This is a genomic window from Amycolatopsis sp. NPDC058278 (assembly GCF_042881395.1).
Lineage (GTDB): Bacteria > Actinomycetota > Actinomycetes > Mycobacteriales > Pseudonocardiaceae > Amycolatopsis.
This window is the reverse complement of the sequence record NZ_JBHVXZ010000035.1, coordinates 1-16,580: the sequence shown is the minus strand read 5'-3', so window position 1 is coordinate 16,580 and position 16,580 is coordinate 1. Positions and strand designations below refer to the sequence as shown.

Below are 16,580 nucleotides of genomic sequence, written 5' to 3'. Positions count from 1 at the left end.
ACCGCAGGAACGCCCTCATACCGCCCGCCCGAAGCGCAGCACCCGGCCCTGCAGCAACGTCACCAGCGCGATGATCAGCGCCAGGAGCACCGCGCCGGCGCTGCCGCGGCCGAGGTCCTGGCCGCCCGAACCCAGCGACGTGTAGTACAAGTACACCAACGGCGGCCGGGCGAACGGCGGGTAGCCGCGGGCGTCGCCCATGATGTTGTAGAACTCGTCGAACGCCTGGTAGGCGTTGATCAGGTTCAACAGCAACACCGCCACCGCCGTCGCGCGCAGCTGCGGCAGCGTGATGTGGCGGAACACCGGCCAGCCCGGCTTGGCGCCGTCGAGCCACGCCGCTTCGTACAGCTGGACCGGGATCCGCTGCAGGGCCGCGATGAACAGGATCATGTAGAACCCCAGCTGCAGCCACAGCCGCGCCGTCACCAGCACCACCCAGTACAGCGGCGGGTGCACCGTGCCGGTCCAGGCGACCGGATCGACGCCGAAGACCGAAAGCACCGTGTTGGCCAGTCCGTACCGGACACCCGAGAACAGTGACGTCTTCCAGATCAGCGACGCCACCACGTACGAGCAGGCGAACGGCAGGAAGAACACCGACCGGAAGAACGCCCGCGCGAACCGCAGCCGGTTGACGCCGAGCGCCAGCGCCAGCGACAAGACGAACGTCAGCGGCACGATGAACACCGCGAAGACGCTGAACGTCCCCAGGCTCGACAGGAACGGCTCGTCGGTGAGCATGTGCCCGTAGTTGTCCAGCCCGACGAACTCGGTCGGCGTCACCGTGTTGCGCGCGTCGAAGAACGACAGGTACGCGCTCCAGCCGATCGGCAGGTACGCGAAAACCGCCAGCCCGATCAGGAACGGCCCCACGAACAGCCAGAACGCGCGCGCATCGCGCCGCTTCCGCCCCGATGTCATCCAAACAGGCGCTTCAGCTCGGCGCGCGCCACCTCGACCGCGGTCTTGACCTGCGCGACCGGATCCGCCCCCTCCTTCGCGATCTTCGCGACCGCGTCGGACAGCGCCGTGTTCGACGGCTGGGTCCACACCGGACCGCCGACGAGGTGGCTGCTCTCCTGGACGAACCGGGCCGCGTCGGCGGCCGGGCCGGACTTGAGGTTGTCCGCCCGGCCGACCAGGCTCTGCCGGGCCGGCACGTGGAAGCCGAACTTCGTCGCGAACTCCAGCTGGTCCTGCGTCTGGTCGATCCACAGCCACTTCACGAACGCCTTGGCCTCGGCGACGTGCGCGCTCTTGGCGTTCACCATCGCGCCGTACGCCCCGACCGGCACCGACGGCGCGCCGCTGCCGTCCAGCTTCGGGAAGGGCAGGACGCCGAAGTCGTCGTCGAACGCCTGGCGGATCTTCGGCACGTTCCACAGCCCGGTCCACTGCATCGCGGTCAGGCCGTCGATGAACGCGCCCGGGTCCGACCAGTCCGCCGGCGCGCCGAGCAGCAGGGAACCGTTGGCGTTCAACGTGTGCAGCTTGCCCAGCGCGGTCGCCGCGCGCGGGTCGTCGAAGCCGACCTCGCGGTTGCCGTTCTTCAGGTAGTCGAGCCCGGCCGACCACAGCAGCGGGCCGGTGAGCACGCCGACACCGCCGTCGTTGCCCGCGAAGAAGCCCTTGACGCCGTCCTTCGTCAGCTTCGCGGCGGCGTCGACGAGCTCGTCGACCGTCTGCGGCGGCTGCACGCCCGCGGCCTGCAGCAGGCTCTTGCGGTAGAAGAGCACCTGCGTGTCGGTGGCCTGCGGGATGCCGTAGACCCGGCCTTCGACGGTCTGCGCGGCCAGCACGGCCGGGCTGAAGTCGCCCTTCACCGGCCCGATGACGTCGTCGAGCGGGAGGACCTGCTTCTGCCGCACCCAGTCGATCTTGACCTGCGCCTCGAAGACGTCCGGCACCTTGCTGTTCTGCAGCGCGGTGACGATCTTCGAGTCGTAGTCGCCCGGGTTCCACTGCACGGTCACGGCCGCGCCGGAGTAGCTCGACGCGTACCGCTTGACGGCGTCCTGGACGCCTTCCTCGCCGTACGCGTGGTACCACTGCTGGAGCGCGACCTTCGGGGCGTCCGACGGCGGCGGCCCCGCCGAGTACGCCGTCGAGGGCGGCGGGTCACCCTGCCGCCCGGTGTTCGACCCGCAGGCCGTCGCCAGCGCGCCCATTCCCGCCAGTGCGAGGAAACTCCGCCTGTTCCGCTGCATCCCCAGAACCCCTCCGACGTGCTCCGAAGGCCACCATAAGGGCGCAAGGGTCCCTTATGGTGACCGCCAGAGGCATGAGACTCGCCGGAGATTTACCCGTTAGAGCTGTGAGATGTCGAGCTTTCCCTCGGAGTAGGACGCGCGGATCCGCTTCTTGTCGAACTTGCCGACGCTGGTCTTGGGCACCTCGTCGACGAACGTCCAGTTCTCCGGCAGCTGCCACTTCGCGACCTTGTCGGACAGGTAGTCCCGCAGCTCTTCCGGCGTGACGCGCTGGCCTTCCTTGAGCACGACGGCGACCAGCGGCCGCTCGTCCCACTTCTCGTCGGGGATGCCGACGACCGCGGCCTCGGCCACCGCCGGGTGGCCCATCACCTGGTTCTCCAGGTCGACCGAGGAGATCCACTCGCCGCCGGACTTGATCACGTCCTTGGCGCGGTCGGTCAGCGTGAGGAAGCCGTCCGGGCTGATCTTGCCGACGTCGCCGGTGCGCAGCCAGCCGTCGTGGAACTTGTCCGGGTCGACCTCCGCGCCGCCGTAGTACGACGCCGCGATCCACGGGCCCTGGACCTCGAGTTCGCCGACGGCTTCGTTGTCCCAGGGCAGTACCGCGCCGTCGTCGTCGATCAGCCGGGCCCGCACGGAGGCCGGGAAGCGGCCCTGGGTGTAGCGGTACTTCCAGGCGTCCTCACCGGTCGCGGCGGCCGGCGGGCGGGCGACGCTGCCCAGCGGCGACGTCTCGGTCATGCCCCAGGCGTGCAAGATCGGGACGTCGTGCCGTTCCTGGAAGGCGTGCATCAGCGACGGCGGCACCGCCGAGCCGCCGACGACGACCTCGCGCAGGTGCGAGATGTCCTGCGGGTGCGCTTCGAGGTGGGCGAGCAGGCCCTGCCAGACGGTCGGCACCGCGCCGGCGAACGTCGGCTTCTCCGCGGCCAGCATCGCCGAGATCGGCGCCGGCTGGAGGAACCGGTCCGGCATCAGCAGCGACGCGCCGACCATCAGCGACGCGTACGGCAGGCCCCACGCCATCGCGTGGAACATCGGCACGATGGCCAGGGCCTTGTCGTGCTGCGCGAGCCGCATGCTGTCGGTCATGCAGACCTGCATCGAGTGCAGCCAGATCGACCGGTGTGAATAGGCGACACCCTTGGGGTCACCGGTCGTGCCCGAGGTGTAACACATCGCGGCGGCGGAGCGTTCGTCGACGTCCGGCCAGTCGAAGGTGTCGGGCTGGGCGGCCAGCAGCTCGGCGTAGGCGTGCACCTCGACGCCGTCGGGTGCTTCGAGGGCCGCGGCGTCGCCGTTGGCCACGATGACGTGCCGGACCGTCTTGAACTGCGGCAGCTGCTTCGCCAGCAGGGGGACGAGGGTGCCGTCGACGATGACGACGTGGTCCTCGGCGTGGTTGGCGACGAAGACGAGCTGCTCCGGGAACAGCCGGATGTTCAGCGTGTGCAGCACGGCGCCCATGGCGGGGACGGCCAGGTAGGCGGCCATGTGCTCGGCGTTGTTCCACATGAACGTGCCGACGCGCTGGTCACCGGTCACGCCGAGGCTCTTGAGGGCGTTCGCGAGCCGCGCGGCGTTGCGGCCGAGTTCGCGGTAGCTCTCGCGACGGGCTTCTGAACCGGTCCAGGTGATGACTTCGCTCGCCGAGTGCACCGACGTGCCGTGGCGGAGCAGGTTCGCCAGCGACAGCTGGCCGTCCTGCATGGTGCTCAACATGGTCGCTCCCGGGGGTCGCTCGCCGGTGAACTGGGGTTGCGCCGACTCTAGTGCGGATCGGGTGAAGCGGGCATGGTCAACTACGGCTCCGTTCGGTCACGGTCGTCGCGCGATCGGGCGACCACCGGACGATGATCAAGATCATCAATTTTTCGGCTTTTCCTTATATGCAAGGAAATGTGCACGAGAACAGTGCGTAACGGAGGCTCCACTTCCGGGTGAGAGAGGCCACGTGGCCCACTTCTTGGGAGCGTTTCCGCAGGCCGGAGCGGGTTGCCCGGTATCACCTCCGGGGGTAATAAGTGCGTGTCGGTTGCACGGCCACGAAGCGGGTGGCGTTTACTGGGCCCGTGGCAAGAGACGGCTGAGCAGCGCTTGCAGGAGCAAGCGCTCACAAAAGCTGTCGGCCGCGAAAGCGGAGACCTGAGAGGAAAGGACACTACGTTGGCTCTGCCTACGTTGACTCCGGAGCAGCGCGCCGAGGCCCTGGCCAAGGCCGCCGAGGCTCGCAAGGCGCGTTCGGAGCTGCTCGCGTCGATCAAGTCCGGCCAGGAGAGCATCGAAAAGGTGCTCAAGCAGGCCAAGGAGAACAAGACCATCGGGAAGACGAAGGTCACCCAGCTGCTGAAGGCCGTCCCCGGCCTCGGCGCGGTGAAGGTCGCTGCCCTGCTCGAGCAGGCCGGCATCGACCCGGACCGGCGTGCGGCCGGCCTGGGCGAGCGCCAGCGCGAGGCGCTCATCGACGCGCTCAAGTAGCCGTCACCAGGAGCTGACCGCGAGGGGAGTGTCGCTGGTGACACTCCCCTCGCGGATCCTCCGAAGCCTGGGACGCTGGTCTTGTGAGTTCTCCTGATCCGGCAACCCCGGCTGACCTCGCCGCCCGCTACCAGCGAGGCGACTTCCTCTTCACGACGGCCCAGCGCGCACTCCTCGCGCAGGGCACCATCCGGACCGTCACCGAGACGGACCCCCGCCGGCTCGCCTCGGTGATCCCGGGTGTCCTGGCCGAGACGGGCGCCCCGCTGGCCGTCGGCGTCCTCCCGTTCGACACCGGGCCCGACACGAAGGTGCCCGGCCACCTCGTCGTGCCCCGGACCGTCCACCGGTCCGAAGGGGCGCCTTCGCTGCCGCGTGAGGTGCTCCCCGCGCCCTCGCGGGTGCGTGCGGTGCCGTCTCCCGCGTTGCACATGGAGGCCGTGCGCGCCGCGGTTTTCGCACTGGACGAGCGTGACCTGCGCAAAGTCGTCCTGGCCCGTGCCTTGGACCTCGAGTTCGCCGCGCCGGTGCCCGCCGAGAGCATCGTGCGCAACCTGGCCGTCGGCAACCCCCGGCACTTCACGTACGCGGCCGAGCTGCCGGGCGGCCGGTCGCTCGTCGGCGCCACACCCGAGCTGCTGCTGCGGCGGACCGGCCGGACGGTGTTCTCCTCACCGCACGCCGGATCGATGCCGCGCTCGGCCGACCCGGTGGCCGACCGCGCGAACGGCGAGGCACTGCGGACCTCCCGCAAGGACCAGCTCGAGCACGCGGTGGTGATCGACTACCTGGTCGAGGCCCTGCGGCCGTTCTGCCGGACGCTGGACGTCCCGGCCGGGCCGGAGCTGGTCACGACGCCGGCGATCTGGCACCTGCGGACACCCATCACGGGCGAGCTGGCGGACCCGGACATCACGGCCCTCGACCTGGCGGCGGCGTTGCACCCGACCCCGGCGATCTGCGGCACGCCGACCGAGGGCGCCCGCGACCTGGTGCAGGAGCTGGAGCCGTTCGACCGCGACTACTACGCGGGAGCGGTGGGCTGGGTCGACGCGGCGGGCGACGGCGAGTGGGCGGTGGGGATCCGCTGCGCGGAGATCGCCTCGACGTCGATGCGGCTGTACGCGGGCGGCGGGATCGTCGCGGCGTCGGACCCGCAGGCGGAGCTGGACGAGACGACGGCGAAGTTCCGCACGCTGCTGACGGCGATGGGGCTGGCGGACCTGCCGGTCTGAGCGGCTCGCCTAGGGGACCCAGTGCTCCTCGGTCACCGACAGTTCGTCGGTGGTCAGCACCGCGATGGCCGCCCGGTAGCCGTCCGCGGCCTTCAGGTCCGCCAGGCGGGTCGTCGCCGGGTCCAGGGCCGGATCGCCCGAGGACGCCAGGCTCGCCGGTTCGTCGTAGCGGGAGAACGTGATGCTCTGCAGCGGGATGCGCAGGCCCTTGCCGGTGGCCTTCATCACGGCCTCTTTGCGGGTCCAGTAGACGAAGAACGCCGCCGCCTTCTCCGCGGCGTCGAGGCCCGCCAGGTGCTCGGCCTCCACCGGGCTCAGCGCGTACTCGATCAGGCCGTCGTCCGCGCGGCGGGTGGCCGTTTCGACGTCGAGGCCGACCGGGACCGACGGGGTCGCCGCGACGCCGATCAGCTCGCCCGAATGCGAGATCGACAGCGTCAGGTCCGCGCCGGGGATCCGCGGCCGCCCGTGCGGCTTGCCGCAGTCTTCGCAGGTCGCGTCGAACTTCACCGCCTCGAGCGCCAGGCCGAGCCGCTCGGCCGCGACCGTCTTCGCCAGTACCCGGCCGGTCAGGAACCGCCGCTTGTCCGCCTCCTGCCGGTACGCCTCGAACCGCCCTTGCTCGACGTCGTCGAGCAGGCGCATGAAGCGATCTTCGACGGGCAACGGTGACGACCAGCGGACCTCGATCTCCATCACACCCCCGATCCTTCCGGGCCCGGAAGCCGTTGTCACGACTTCCGGCCGAGGTCTGGGGTGGTTCCGCCGGTGGCGGCCGACCGCCGGGCCGCTGTCAGACGTGGGCGTGCCCGGTGACAGCCGGGGCGGGAGCGGTCCGCCAAGCCGCGCGGTCGGCGGTCACCACGCCGAAGGCGATCAGGCACCACAACGCGCCGGTGAGCCAGTCCATCCGGTCGGCGTCGGCACCGCGGAAGCCGAGCGCGGCGTAGCTGATCGCGCCTTGGGCCACGTGGAAGACCAGCGCCATCAGCGCACTTCCGCCGGTGCGGTTGACCAGCCACACGTAGACCAGGGTGATCGCGAAGGTCACGACCAGGCCGATCGGGGCCAGCTTGCCCGAGGTGACCAGCGGCAGGTGCCACAGCGCCACCACCACACCGAGGGTGGTGCCGGCGCGGAGCGGGGACCACTTCTCCTGCAGCCGCGGCAGCGCGTAGGCCCGCCAGCCCGGCTCCTCGCCGAACGGCCCGTCGAGCGGGTCGACGAACCGGATCGCGGCGACCACCGCGATGTCGGTCCAGGCGAGGTTGCCCAGACCCGGCGCGGGAGCGCCCCAGAGCGTCACGTTGGCCAGCGAGGCGACCGCCAGCACGGCCAGGGGCAGCGCGATGGCGACGGCCCACCAGGTCCAGCCGACCCGCCAGTGCGTCAGCCGCGCCAGCAGGTCGCGGAAGCCGGCCCGGCCGTCGGCGACGGCGATGACGACGATCGCCGCGACCAAGGGGCCGCAGGCGAAGAACGGCGTCGGAGAGCTGCCGGCGACGTAGAACGGCCAGGCCCACCAGGAAACGGCGAAGGCGAGACCGAAGAACACGGTGAGGCGGTGGCGGCGGGTCCACGCGGTGATCGGCATCGGTGCCTCCTGGCGTCGGCGTGCGGTTCCCCTCGACGATGCGCCGGGCCGGGTCCGGGCGGTAGCGGGCGCGCCCCGGTGTCCGGTGAGGGTTTTCCCCGTGGCCGCCAGGGTTTTCCCGCTGCTGGCGCGGTGGGGCCGGCAGCCACAGTGGCTTCTCGACAGCACCACGAGGAGGAACTCATGATCGAAACTCGCGGACTCACCAAGCGCTACGGCCCGACGCTCGCCGTCGACGACCTGTCCTTCACTGTCCGGCCCGGCCGGGTCACCGGTTTCCTCGGCCCGAACGGCGCCGGCAAGTCGACGACCATGCGCATGGTCCTCGGGCTGGACCGGCCGACGTCGGGGCACGCCCTGATCGGTGGCAGACCCTACGAGGACCTGCCGCACCCGCTGCGTGAGGTCGGCGCGCTGCTCGACGCGAAGTGGGTGCACCCCAACCGGTCCGCCCGCAACCACCTGCGCTGGCTCGCCCGGTCGAACCGGTTGCCGGCCGCCCGGGTGGACGAGGTGCTCGACCAGGTCGGGCTGACGGCGGTCGCCGACCGCCGCGCCGGCACCTTCTCGCTGGGCATGTCCCAGCGGCTCGGCATCGCCGGCGCGCTGCTGGGCGATCCGGGGGTGCTGCTGTTCGACGAGCCGGTCAACGGGCTGGACCCGGAAGGCATCGTCTGGATCCGCCGGTTCATGCGGGACCTCGCCGCCGAAGGACGCAGCGTGCTGGTGTCCAGCCACCTGCTCCCCGAGATGGCCCTCACCGCGACCGACCTGGTCGTCATCGGGCGGGGCAGGCTGATCGCCGAGAGCTCGACCGCCGAGTTCGTCGACGGCGCCGTCACCTCGACCGTGCGGGTGCGCAGCCCCCAGCTGCTCGAACTCGCGGAAGTCCTGCTGCGGGACGGAATCGACGTGCAGGCCGACCCCGGCGACGACGAGGCACTGGTCGTCGCCGGCACCGGCATCGCCCGGATCGGCGAGCTGGCCGCGGGCGCCGGGGTGGTGCTGCACGAGCTGGCCCTGCAGCGGGCCTCGCTCGAAGAGGCGTTCATGCAGATCACCGGGCACGACGTCGAGTACAGCGCCGGCGCACCCGCCGGCGACCGGAACGACTCCGCGGCGCTCGCCGCGGCGGGAAGGTGACCACGATGTCCCTCATCGCAGCCGAACGGATCAAGCTGACGTCGATCAGGTCGCCGTGGTGGTGCGCCGCGTTCGGTGTCCTCGCCACCGTCGGCGTGGGCTCGATTTCCATGGCGGGCAACGAAGACACCGGCTTCTCCGGTGTTCCGTCGACCCAGCTCGGCTACGGCCTTGGCATGGCCGTGGTCATGGTGATGGCGACGCTCGCGGTGACCACCGAGTACTCCGTCGGCATGATCAGGACGACGTTCCTGGCCGCGCCGGCCCGCGGCGCGGTGCTGCTGGCCAAGACGCTGGTCGTCGCGCTCGCCGCCGGGCTGGTCGGGCTGCTCGCCGCGTTCGGCAGCTGGGCGCTGGGCCTGGTCCTGATGCCGGGCCGCGACCTCGCGTTGCACGGACTGGCCGAATGGCGTCAGGTCGGCGGGGTCGGCCTGGTCTACCTGGTGGCCGCGGTGTTCGCCGTCGCGGTGGGGATCCTGATCCGGCACACCGCGGGGGCGGTGGCGCTGGTGCTGACCTGGGCGCTGATGGCCGAGTCGCTGCTCGCGATGATCCCCGGGTTCGAGTCGGGCGCCCGCTGGCTGCCGTTCCAGGCCGCCAAGCAGTTCCTGCTCAGCGGCCCGCCTGCGGACCGCGCCGCGCTGACCGAACAGCCGTGGGTGGCGATGGGCTACTTCGCGGCGGTGAGCGGCGGTCTGCTGGCGATCGCGATCGCGGTGGCCAAGCGCAGGGACGCCTGAGGCGAGCCGAGGTGGCGGGATCCGGGACCGGGTCCGGCCACTTCGGCGTGCGCTCAGCCGCGCAAGTAGGTCAGCACCGCGAGGACCCGCCGGTTGTCGTCCGCGCCCTGGTGCAGGCCGAGCTTGGTGAACACCGAGCGCACGTAGGCCTCCACGGTCTTCTGGCTCAGGTAGAGCCGCTGGCAGATGGCCTGGTTGGACCGTCCTTCGGCCATCACCTTCAGCACGTCCCGCTCGCGATCGGTCAGCTGGTCGAGCGGGCTGCGGGTGCGCCGGCGCCCGACCAGCTGCGCGACCACGGACGGGTCGATGACCAGCCCACCGGCCGCGACCCGGCGGATGGCCTCGGTCAGCTCGTCGAGGTCGGCCACGCGTTCCTTGAGCAGGTAACCGGCGCCGCGCGCGCCGGACTCGATCAGCTGCAGCGCGTAGTGCGGCTCGACGTGGGCCGACAGCACCAGCACGCCGACCGACGGGTGCCGCTCCTGCAGGTCCCGGGCCGCGTCCAGGCCCTCGGTGGTGTGCGTCGGCGGCATCCGGATGTCGACGACGACGGCGTCCGGCGGGTCCTGACGCACCCGGTGCAGCAGCGACGCGGCGTCGCCGACCTGCGCCACGACGTCGAACCCGGCTTCGGTCAGCACGCGCGCCACGCCTTCGCGGAAGAGGACCGCGTCATCCGCGATCATCACCCGCATGGCACGTCGGCCCGCACTCGGGTACCGGCGCCGCGGGGACTCACGACCCGCAGCCTGCCCCCGCGGGCGGCCACCCGGTCGGCCAGCCCGCGCAGGCCCGGCCCGCCCGGGTCGGCGCCCCCGACACCGTCGTCGCTCACTTCGACGTTCACCTGACCTCCTTGCGCGCGGACCACGACCTCGGCCCGGCCGGCGTGCGAGTGCCCGGCCACGTTCTTCAGCGCCTCGAACACCACGAAATAGCAGGTCCGTTCCACCGGCCCGGGGAGCCGCCCGCCGGGCACGGCCGAGACCACGGTGGGCACCGGGCAACGGTAGGTGAGCGAGGCGAGCGCCGGCCCCAAGCCGGCTTCGGCCAGCAACACCGGGTAGATGTCACGGGCCAGTTCCCGCAACTCTGCCATGGCCAGACCCAGTTCTTCCCTCGCTTCGGTGACGAGTGCGGCCGCGTCGCCGGTGAGTGTCCGGGCGGCCAGGCTCAAGGCCAGCACGGCGGAAGCGAGCCGCTGCTGGGCGCCGTCGTGCAGCTGCCGTTCGAGCCGGCGCCGGAATTCGTCCGCGGCGTCGACGAGCCGGGCGCTCTCCGGCTCGGGCGTCGTCACGTCCCCGGCTCCAGGAGCCGCCGGACGAGGTCGCCGCTCAGCGCGGACTTCGCGATGAACCCGACGGCGCTGCTGGCGTCGACCAGTGACCCGTAGTCGTCCCGGGAGCGGCTGGATACCAGGACCACGGCGGGCGCTTCGTCCTGCGCACCCAGTGCCGCGGCGACGGCGAAGCCGTCCATGTCGGGCAGGCCCACGTCCAGCAGGACCACGTCGGGCCGCAGCCGGGGCGCGGCCGCGATCGCCGCGGCGCCGTCGGCCGCCTCGCCGACCACGACCAGCCCGTCGGCCACCAGGACACGGTGGGCGAACGACCGGAACGCGGCGTGGTCGTCCACGATCAGGACCCGGGGAACCATCCCCTCATCGTCGCAGCGCCGCCGGGCGGCAGCTACCGGGACAACCCTGCGGATCCGCGGCGGTTCAGCGGTACCGGCGGGGGTCGTCCTGCATTACCGTGCGGCTGCCAGGGGGACCCGTCGACCGCAGCAGGACAGGTCATGGCTTCGGAAACGGCGTTCGCCGGCGGGCAGGCCCGCACCACCACCCACCGGTTCGCCCGCTCCGGGCACGGACCGGGCTTCTGGCTGCTGCTCTGGGCCGTGGCGCTCGCGGCCGAGTTCGGCGCGCTGGTCCCGATGCTGTTCCCGAACGGGGCACCGGTCGAGGCGATCGACGTCGCGTTCCGGCTGATCGGCGGCTCCTTCGCCGCCTGCGGGCTGATCGCCTGGCGCCGCCGGCCGGACAACCACAGCGGGCTGCTGATGACCATCACCGGCTTCGCCTTCTTCGTCAGTCCCTTGGTGAGCCAGCTCGCGTGGCCGCCGGCGCAGGTCGTCGGCCTGTGGCTGCCGGACCTGTGGGTGCTGTTCTTCGTCGTGCTCGTGCTGACCTTCCTCACCGGTGGGCGGGTGCGCACGACGGCGGACCGGGTGCTCGCCGGCGCGGTCCTGCTGGAACTGCTCGTCCTCGCCCCGTTGTTCCTGCTGTTCTCCGGGGTGCCGGGCAACCCGATCGCGATCTGGCCGCACGAGCGGCTCGCCGAGCTCGTCGACGTTGCCCAGCGCGGCACGCTGCTGGCCGCCGTGACCGGCACCGCCGTCGTCGTCGCGGTGCGCTGGCGCTCGGCGTCCACGCCCGGACGGCGGGCGCTGGCGCCGGGTGTCGCCGGAGCCGCCTGCCTGCTGCTGTTCGGGTGGCTGCTCGTGGCGCAGTTCCTGACCGGCGAGAAGTCGATGGTGCTGCTCTGGATCGGGGTGTGCTCGCTGCTCACGGTGCCCGTCGCGTTCCTGGCCGGGCTGCTGCGTTCCCGGCTGGCCAGGGGCGGGCTGGCCGGCCTGTTCCGCGGGCTGCGCACCCTGCGGCCCGACGACCTGCGCGGTGCGTTGGCCAAGGCGCTCGGCGACCCGGACCTGGTGGTCGGCTACGCCACCGCGGCGGGCGCCTACACCGACCTGGACGGCAGCCCGGTCACCCTGCCCGGCACCGGTGCGTCCCGGTCGGTGGCCGGTGTCGAGCGCGACGGCAGCCGGGTCGCCGTGCTCGTCTACGACCGGTCCCTCGACGACGATCCCGAACTGGTCGAAGCGGTCACGGCCGCGGCGACGATCGCCCTGGAGAACCAGCACCTGCACACCGAGGCGCGGCGGCGCCTGGCCGAGGTCGAGCACTCCCGCGAACGGATCATCGCCGCCGGGGACGCCGAACGCCGTCGCATCGAACGCAACCTGCACGACGGCGCCCAGCAGGGCCTGGTGACGCTCGCGATGCAGCTGTGGCTGATCCAGCGGCAGATCCGGCGCGACCCGACGGACGCGGAACAGCTCGTCACCTCGGCCAGTGACCAGCTGGCCCGCTCGCTCGCCGAACTGCGCGAGCTCGCCCGCGGCATCCACCCGGCCGCGCTCGACCAGGGCCTGGACGTCGCCCTCGAGGCGCTCGCCACCCGCTCGCCGGTGCCCACGACGGTGGCGTACGCCGCCGGCCCGCGGCTGCCCCAGCCGATCGAGTTCGCGGCGTACTTCGTCGCGTCCGAGGCGCTGGCCAACGTCGCCAAGCACGCGCGGGCCGGCGTCGTGACCGTGCGCGTCCTTCGCGAGGGCCCCACGGCGGTCATCGAAATCGCCGACGACGGCATCGGCGGGGTGGACCCCGCCGCGGGCTCCGGGCTGCGTGGCCTCACCGACCGCGTCGAGGCGCTCCGCGGCCGGTTGACCGTGGTGAGCCCGGCGGGCGGCGGAACCGTGGTCCGGGCGGAACTGCCGGCGTAGGCCAGGGTTAACCCCGGCCCCCAAGCGGGCTGGCCCGGTGACCGGCGACGAGCGTCCGGCGGATGCTGGGCTTCCGAGCACCGGGCCACTTCCCAGGAGACAGCGATGAGCAGCTCGCGAACATTCACCGAGCCCGTGACCGGCACGGCGGCGGCGCCGGCACGCGTCCACGCGGTGGCCACGGTGCTGCTCCGGCGGCTGCCCTTCACGACCGGCGTGCTGATCGCGATCATCGTCGCGGGCATCGCGACCGGCACGCTGTGGGACGCCGCGAGCGACCGGACGTGGTTCGGCCACGTCGGCTACGGCCTGCCCGCGCTGGCCGACGGCGGGTGGTGGACGCCGGTGACCGGTTCGTTCCTCGCCCTGACGCCGGTCTTCTACCTGCCGGTGCTGCTCTCGTTCGCCGTCTTCGCCGGCGGCGCGGAATGGCGGCTGGGCACCGGGCGGACCGTGGTGATCTGCGGACTCGGCCAGCTGGCCGGCGTGCTCGGTGCCGCGCTGACGCTCCTGGTCTTCCGGGACACCGGGTGGTCGTGGGCGCACAGCCTCGCCGCCCACGTCGACGCGGGTTTCTCCGCGGGCGCGCTCGCCTGCGCGGCGGCGGTGTCAGCGACGCTGCGTTCGCCGTGGCGGCTGCGGCTGCGCGCCGGGCTGTGGGTCTACGTCGGCGTGTCCTTCCTGTTCCTCGGCGGGCTCGCCGACCTCGAACACCTGTGGGCCGTCGCGATCGCCCTTCCGCTGAGCCGCCGCCTGGCCGGTGGCCACCACGTCGGCCCGCCGGGCCGGGTGCGGGCCGGGCGCCGCGAATGGCGCCTGTTCGCCGCCACCGGCCTCACCCTGATCGCCGTCGCCGAACTGGTGCTCTGGCTGTTCCCGGCGGACAGCCCCCTGGGCACCACCGGCGGCGACGACACCGGCTGGGGCATCGCCGTCAACATCGCCTTCGTCGCGCTCCTGGCGAACGGGCTGCGCGGCGGCCGGCGCGTGGCGTGGTGGGGTGCGGTGACGCTCGCCGCGATCAACGTGCTCGCCGGGGCGGTGGCCGTGCTCGGGTCCGCCTTCGGCCAGGAGTCCACGGCGGAGAAGGTCCTCACCACGACCGGTGCCGTGCTGTGGGCGGCCGAGCTGGTCCTGCTCGTCCTGACCCGCTGGGCGTTCCGGGCCCCGTTGCGCCGCGGGTTCGGGGTGTCCGCCGGGATCGGCGGGGCCGACGCGGCCGTCGTCCGCGACCTGCTCGGCCGGCACGGGGGCAGCACGCTGTCCTGGATGGCCACCTGGCCGGACAACGCGCACTTCCGCAGCCAGGACGGGCAGTCCGTCCTCGCGTACCGGCGGCACGCCGGGGTGGCCGTCGGCCTCGGAGACCCGATCGGCCCGGCAGGCTCCGCGGCCGGCGCGGTCCGCGCGTTCGCCGTCGCCTGTGAGCACGCCGGCGTCGTGCCGTGCTTGTTCTCCGTCACCCGGCCGGTCGCCGACGCCGCCGCGCGGCTGGGCTGGAGCCGGGTGCAGATCGCCGAGGACACGCTGGTCGACCTCGAGGGACTCGAGCTGCGGGGCCGGAAGTGGCAGAACGTGCGCTCGGCGCTCAACCGCGCCGCGAAGGAAGGGATGAGCTACCGCCACGTCGTGCTGGCCGACGAGCCGTGGGGCGTCCGCAGCCAGGTCCGCGCCATCTGCGACGAATGGGTCGGCGACAAAGGCATGCCGGAAATGGGCTTCACGCTCGGCGGCATGGAGGAGGCCCTGGACCCGGCGACCCGGGTCGGCCTGGCCGTCGACGCCGACGGCAGCGTGCACGGCGTCACCTCGTGGCTGCCGGTGCACGGGCCGGGCGGCGAGGTCCATGGCTGGACCCTGGACCTCATGCGTCGCCGCGGCGACGGGTTCCGGCCCGCGATGGAGTTCCTGATCGGCGCGGGCGTGCTGGCCTTCCAGGCGGAGGGGATGCGGTTCGTGTCGCTTTCGGGCGCGCCGCTGGCTCGTTCCGGACCGGACACCGAAGCGGCGCCGGTCGAGCGACTGCTGGAGGTGCTGAGCCGGGAGCTGGAACCGGTGTACGGCTTCCGGTCGCTGCACTCGTTCAAGGCGAAGTTCAACCCGCGCCACGAGCCGATGTACCTGGCGTACCGCGACGAAGGCGACCTCCCGCGGATCGGCGTGGCGCTCACCCGCGCGTACCTGCCGGACACGAGCCTGCGCGCCTTGGTGAAGTTGGCCACCACGCACGCCTGACGCCCGCGGGCGGCGACTTCTTGCGCGGGCGAGAAGAGGCGCGCACAATGATGGGTAAGCAAGCGCTTAGCCAGTGTCGGAGGAGCAGCTCACCCATGGATTTCTCACTCAGCACCGAAGAACGGGAAGTGCGCGACTGGGTCCGCACGTTCGTCCAGCGGGAGCTGATCCCGCTCGAGCAGGAAGTCCTCCGGCGCGAGCGCGCCCACCAGCCCGGCCTCACCGGCGAGGAGCTCAAGGACCTCCAGCTCAAAGCGAAGGAGTCCGGCTTCTGGGGCGTGCTGACCCCGGAGGAGTACGGCGGCATGGGCCTGTCCGCCGTGATGGCCGCGCTGCTGGAGGCCGAGCTCGGCCGGACCTTCGTGCCGTTCCGCTTCGGCGGGGCCGCCGACAACATCCTGTTCCACGCCAACGAGGAGCAGAAGCAGACCTACCTGCTGCCGACCATCTCGGGCGAGCGCAAGTCGTGCTTCGCGATCACCGAGCCGGGCGCCGGGTCGGACGCCAAGGCCATCCGGACCACCGCCCGCAAGGACGGCAGCGACTGGATCATCAACGGTGAGAAGACCTTCATCACCGGTGGCAACGAGGCCGACTTCACCATGGTCTTCGCGATCACCGACCCGGAGAAGGGCGCGAACGGCGGTGTCACCTGCTTCCTCGTCGACCGCGAAGCCGGCTGGAAGTCCGAGTACATCGACACCATGGGCGAGTGGGGCCCGGCGTCGCTGATCTTCCAGGACGTCCGCGTCCCGGAGACGCAGATCCTCGGCGAGGAGGGCCGCGGCTTCGAGCTCGCCATGCAGTGGATCGGCCAGGGCCGCTACCTGCTGCCCGCCCGCGCGATCGGCTCGTGCGAACGGCTGATCTCGATGGCCATCGAGCACGCCAACACCCGCGAGACGTTCGGGCAGAAGATCGCCGAGCGGCAGGCCATCCAGTGGATGATCGCCGACTCCGGCGTCGAGCTGGAAGCGCTGCGGTGGCTGGTGCTGCACGCCGCCTGGCAGGTCGACCAGGGCCTCGATTCGCGGCACGCGCAGTCGATGGCGAAGCTGTACGGCGGCCAGAAGGCCAACGAAATCGTCGACCGCGTCCTGCAGATCCACGGTGGTATGGGTTACACGCGGGAGCTGCCGGTCGAGCGCTGGTACCGCGAGCTGCGGCTGCTGCGCATCTACGAAGGCACCGACGAGATCCAGCGCCGGACGATCGCCCGCAACCTGCTCAAGGGACACGTGAAGGTCGGCGGCACACTGGGCTGAAACGCGACCAGCTTCTTTCGGGGGTTCCGGGTGGCGGAGCCCCCGGCCCGGGGCGCAGCCCCGGATGACGAAGCCGTCAAGGCCGCCGGGACGGCGGCCTTGAC

15 protein-coding genes are annotated in these 16,580 nt (G+C 71.9%); 7 read left to right on the top strand and 8 right to left on the bottom strand.

The annotated features are described in order from the left end of the window. Nucleotides 1-15 precede the first annotated feature (15 nt). The 3 genes from ACFVYA_RS19795 to ACFVYA_RS19785 all read right to left on the bottom strand — a co-directional run bounded on the left by ACFVYA_RS19795 (nt 16) and on the right by ACFVYA_RS19785 (nt 3,938). Nucleotides 16-924 (bottom strand): carbohydrate ABC transporter permease, encoded by a 909-nt coding sequence (locus tag ACFVYA_RS19795; RefSeq protein ID WP_387046755.1) that lies wholly within the window; start codon nt 922-924, stop codon nt 16-18. Continuing rightward, entirely contained in the window at nt 921-2,210 is a 1,290-nt protein-coding gene (locus ACFVYA_RS19790; RefSeq protein WP_387046753.1) for an ABC transporter substrate-binding protein, read from the bottom strand. Before ACFVYA_RS19790 ends, ACFVYA_RS19795 begins: the two co-directional genes overlap by 4 nt. Nucleotides 2,211-2,309: 99 nt before the next feature. Beyond that, nucleotides 2,310-3,938, bottom strand: a complete 1,629-nt coding sequence (locus ACFVYA_RS19785; protein WP_387046750.1) for a long-chain fatty acid--CoA ligase — start codon at nt 3,936-3,938, stop codon at nt 2,310-2,312. A gap of 444 nt (nt 3,939-4,382) precedes the next feature. On the opposite strand from ACFVYA_RS19785, the gene mihF reads away from it, so the two are divergent. Both mihF and ACFVYA_RS19775 read left to right on the top strand, forming a co-directional pair. Beyond that, nucleotides 4,383-4,694 (top strand): integration host factor, actinobacterial type, encoded by a 312-nt coding sequence (gene mihF, locus ACFVYA_RS19780; RefSeq protein ID WP_167344432.1) that lies wholly within the window; start codon nt 4,383-4,385, stop codon nt 4,692-4,694. Between the two features lie 83 nt (nt 4,695-4,777). Continuing rightward, nucleotides 4,778-5,929: an isochorismate synthase MenF gene (locus tag ACFVYA_RS19775; protein ID WP_387046748.1), complete on the top strand. Its 1,152-nt coding sequence runs from the start codon at nt 4,778-4,780 to the stop codon at nt 5,927-5,929. A 9-nt stretch (nt 5,930-5,938) separates the two neighbouring features. On the opposite strand, the gene ACFVYA_RS19770 is transcribed toward ACFVYA_RS19775, so the two are convergent. Next, complete coding sequence (locus ACFVYA_RS19770) at nt 5,939-6,625, bottom strand: 4'-phosphopantetheinyl transferase family protein (protein ID WP_387046746.1); 687 nt, start codon at nt 6,623-6,625, stop codon at nt 5,939-5,941. A 97-nt stretch (nt 6,626-6,722) separates the two neighbouring features. Then, a complete protein-coding gene (locus ACFVYA_RS19765) occupies nt 6,723-7,523 on the bottom strand; it encodes a type II CAAX prenyl endopeptidase Rce1 family protein (protein ID WP_387046744.1) in 801 nt (266 codons plus the stop codon). Between the two features lie 183 nt (nt 7,524-7,706). On the opposite strand from ACFVYA_RS19765, the gene ACFVYA_RS19760 reads away from it, so the two are divergent. Continuing rightward, nucleotides 7,707-8,666 carry an ATP-binding cassette domain-containing protein gene (locus ACFVYA_RS19760; protein ID WP_387046742.1) on the top strand — a complete coding sequence of 320 codons (960 nt, stop codon included), beginning with the start codon at nt 7,707-7,709 and terminating at the stop codon, nt 8,664-8,666. Between the two features lie 5 nt (nt 8,667-8,671). Beyond that, on the top strand, nt 8,672-9,406 hold the full coding sequence (locus tag ACFVYA_RS19755) for a hypothetical protein (RefSeq protein ID WP_387046740.1): 735 nt from the start codon (nt 8,672-8,674) through the stop codon (nt 9,404-9,406). Nucleotides 9,407-9,459: 53 nt separating this feature from the next. Here ACFVYA_RS19755 and ACFVYA_RS19750 read toward each other — a convergent pair whose 3' ends face one another. Genes ACFVYA_RS19750 through ACFVYA_RS19740 form a run of 3 tightly spaced genes read right to left on the bottom strand, consistent with a single transcriptional unit; the run spans nt 9,460 to nt 11,065 of the window. Then, nucleotides 9,460-10,104, bottom strand: a complete 645-nt coding sequence (locus tag ACFVYA_RS19750) for a response regulator (protein WP_387046739.1) — start codon at nt 10,102-10,104, stop codon at nt 9,460-9,462. Continuing rightward, nucleotides 10,095-10,706 (bottom strand): sensor histidine kinase, encoded by a 612-nt coding sequence (locus tag ACFVYA_RS19745; RefSeq protein ID WP_387046736.1) that lies wholly within the window; start codon nt 10,704-10,706, stop codon nt 10,095-10,097. The genes ACFVYA_RS19750 and ACFVYA_RS19745 overlap by 10 nt, the downstream gene beginning before the upstream one ends. Continuing rightward, entirely contained in the window at nt 10,703-11,065 is a 363-nt protein-coding gene (locus ACFVYA_RS19740) for a response regulator (RefSeq protein WP_387046734.1), read from the bottom strand. Before ACFVYA_RS19740 ends, ACFVYA_RS19745 begins: the two co-directional genes overlap by 4 nt. A 141-nt stretch (nt 11,066-11,206) precedes the next feature. Between ACFVYA_RS19740 and ACFVYA_RS19735 the strand changes: the two genes are divergently transcribed. The 3 genes from ACFVYA_RS19735 to ACFVYA_RS19725 all read left to right on the top strand — a co-directional run bounded on the left by ACFVYA_RS19735 (nt 11,207) and on the right by ACFVYA_RS19725 (nt 16,476). Continuing rightward, on the top strand, nt 11,207-12,976 hold the full coding sequence (locus ACFVYA_RS19735) for a sensor histidine kinase (RefSeq protein ID WP_387046732.1): 1,770 nt from the start codon (nt 11,207-11,209) through the stop codon (nt 12,974-12,976). Nucleotides 12,977-13,081: 105 nt separating this feature from the next. Further along, on the top strand, nt 13,082-15,211 hold the full coding sequence (locus ACFVYA_RS19730; protein ID WP_387046730.1) for a bifunctional lysylphosphatidylglycerol flippase/synthetase MprF: 2,130 nt from the start codon (nt 13,082-13,084) through the stop codon (nt 15,209-15,211). Nucleotides 15,212-15,306: 95 nt separating this feature from the next. Further along, the gene (locus ACFVYA_RS19725) at nt 15,307-16,476 is read left to right on the top strand and encodes an acyl-CoA dehydrogenase family protein (RefSeq protein WP_285986650.1); all 1,170 of its coding nucleotides are present in this window, start codon (nt 15,307-15,309) and stop codon (nt 16,474-16,476) included. Nucleotides 16,477-16,580 lie beyond the last annotated feature (104 nt).

Bases quoted from the DNA above. Each gene is read 5' to 3' on its own strand.
- ACFVYA_RS19790 (WP_387046753.1), bottom strand. From the start codon at position 2,210: ATGCAGCGGAACAGGCGGAGTTTCCTCGCACTGGCGGGAATGGGCGCG.
- ACFVYA_RS19760 (WP_387046742.1), top strand. From the start codon at position 7,707: ATGATCGAAACTCGCGGACTCACCAAGCGCTACGGCCCGACGCTCGCC.
- ACFVYA_RS19740 (WP_387046734.1), bottom strand. From the start codon at position 11,065: ATGGTTCCCCGGGTCCTGATCGTGGACGACCACGCCGCGTTCCGGTCG.
- ACFVYA_RS19725 (WP_285986650.1), top strand. From the start codon at position 15,307: ATGGATTTCTCACTCAGCACCGAAGAACGGGAAGTGCGCGACTGGGTC.
- ACFVYA_RS19795 (WP_387046755.1), bottom strand. From the start codon at position 924: ATGACATCGGGGCGGAAGCGGCGCGATGCGCGCGCGTTCTGGCTGTTC.
- ACFVYA_RS19730 (WP_387046730.1), top strand. From the start codon at position 13,082: ATGAGCAGCTCGCGAACATTCACCGAGCCCGTGACCGGCACGGCGGCG.
- ACFVYA_RS19770 (WP_387046746.1), bottom strand. From the start codon at position 6,625: ATGGAGATCGAGGTCCGCTGGTCGTCACCGTTGCCCGTCGAAGATCGC.
- ACFVYA_RS19785 (WP_387046750.1), bottom strand. From the start codon at position 3,938: ATGTTGAGCACCATGCAGGACGGCCAGCTGTCGCTGGCGAACCTGCTC.
- ACFVYA_RS19735 (WP_387046732.1), top strand. From the start codon at position 11,207: ATGGCTTCGGAAACGGCGTTCGCCGGCGGGCAGGCCCGCACCACCACC.
- ACFVYA_RS19765 (WP_387046744.1), bottom strand. From the start codon at position 7,523: ATGCCGATCACCGCGTGGACCCGCCGCCACCGCCTCACCGTGTTCTTC.
- ACFVYA_RS19750 (WP_387046739.1), bottom strand. From the start codon at position 10,104: ATGCGGGTGATGATCGCGGATGACGCGGTCCTCTTCCGCGAAGGCGTG.
- ACFVYA_RS19755 (WP_387046740.1), top strand. From the start codon at position 8,672: ATGTCCCTCATCGCAGCCGAACGGATCAAGCTGACGTCGATCAGGTCG.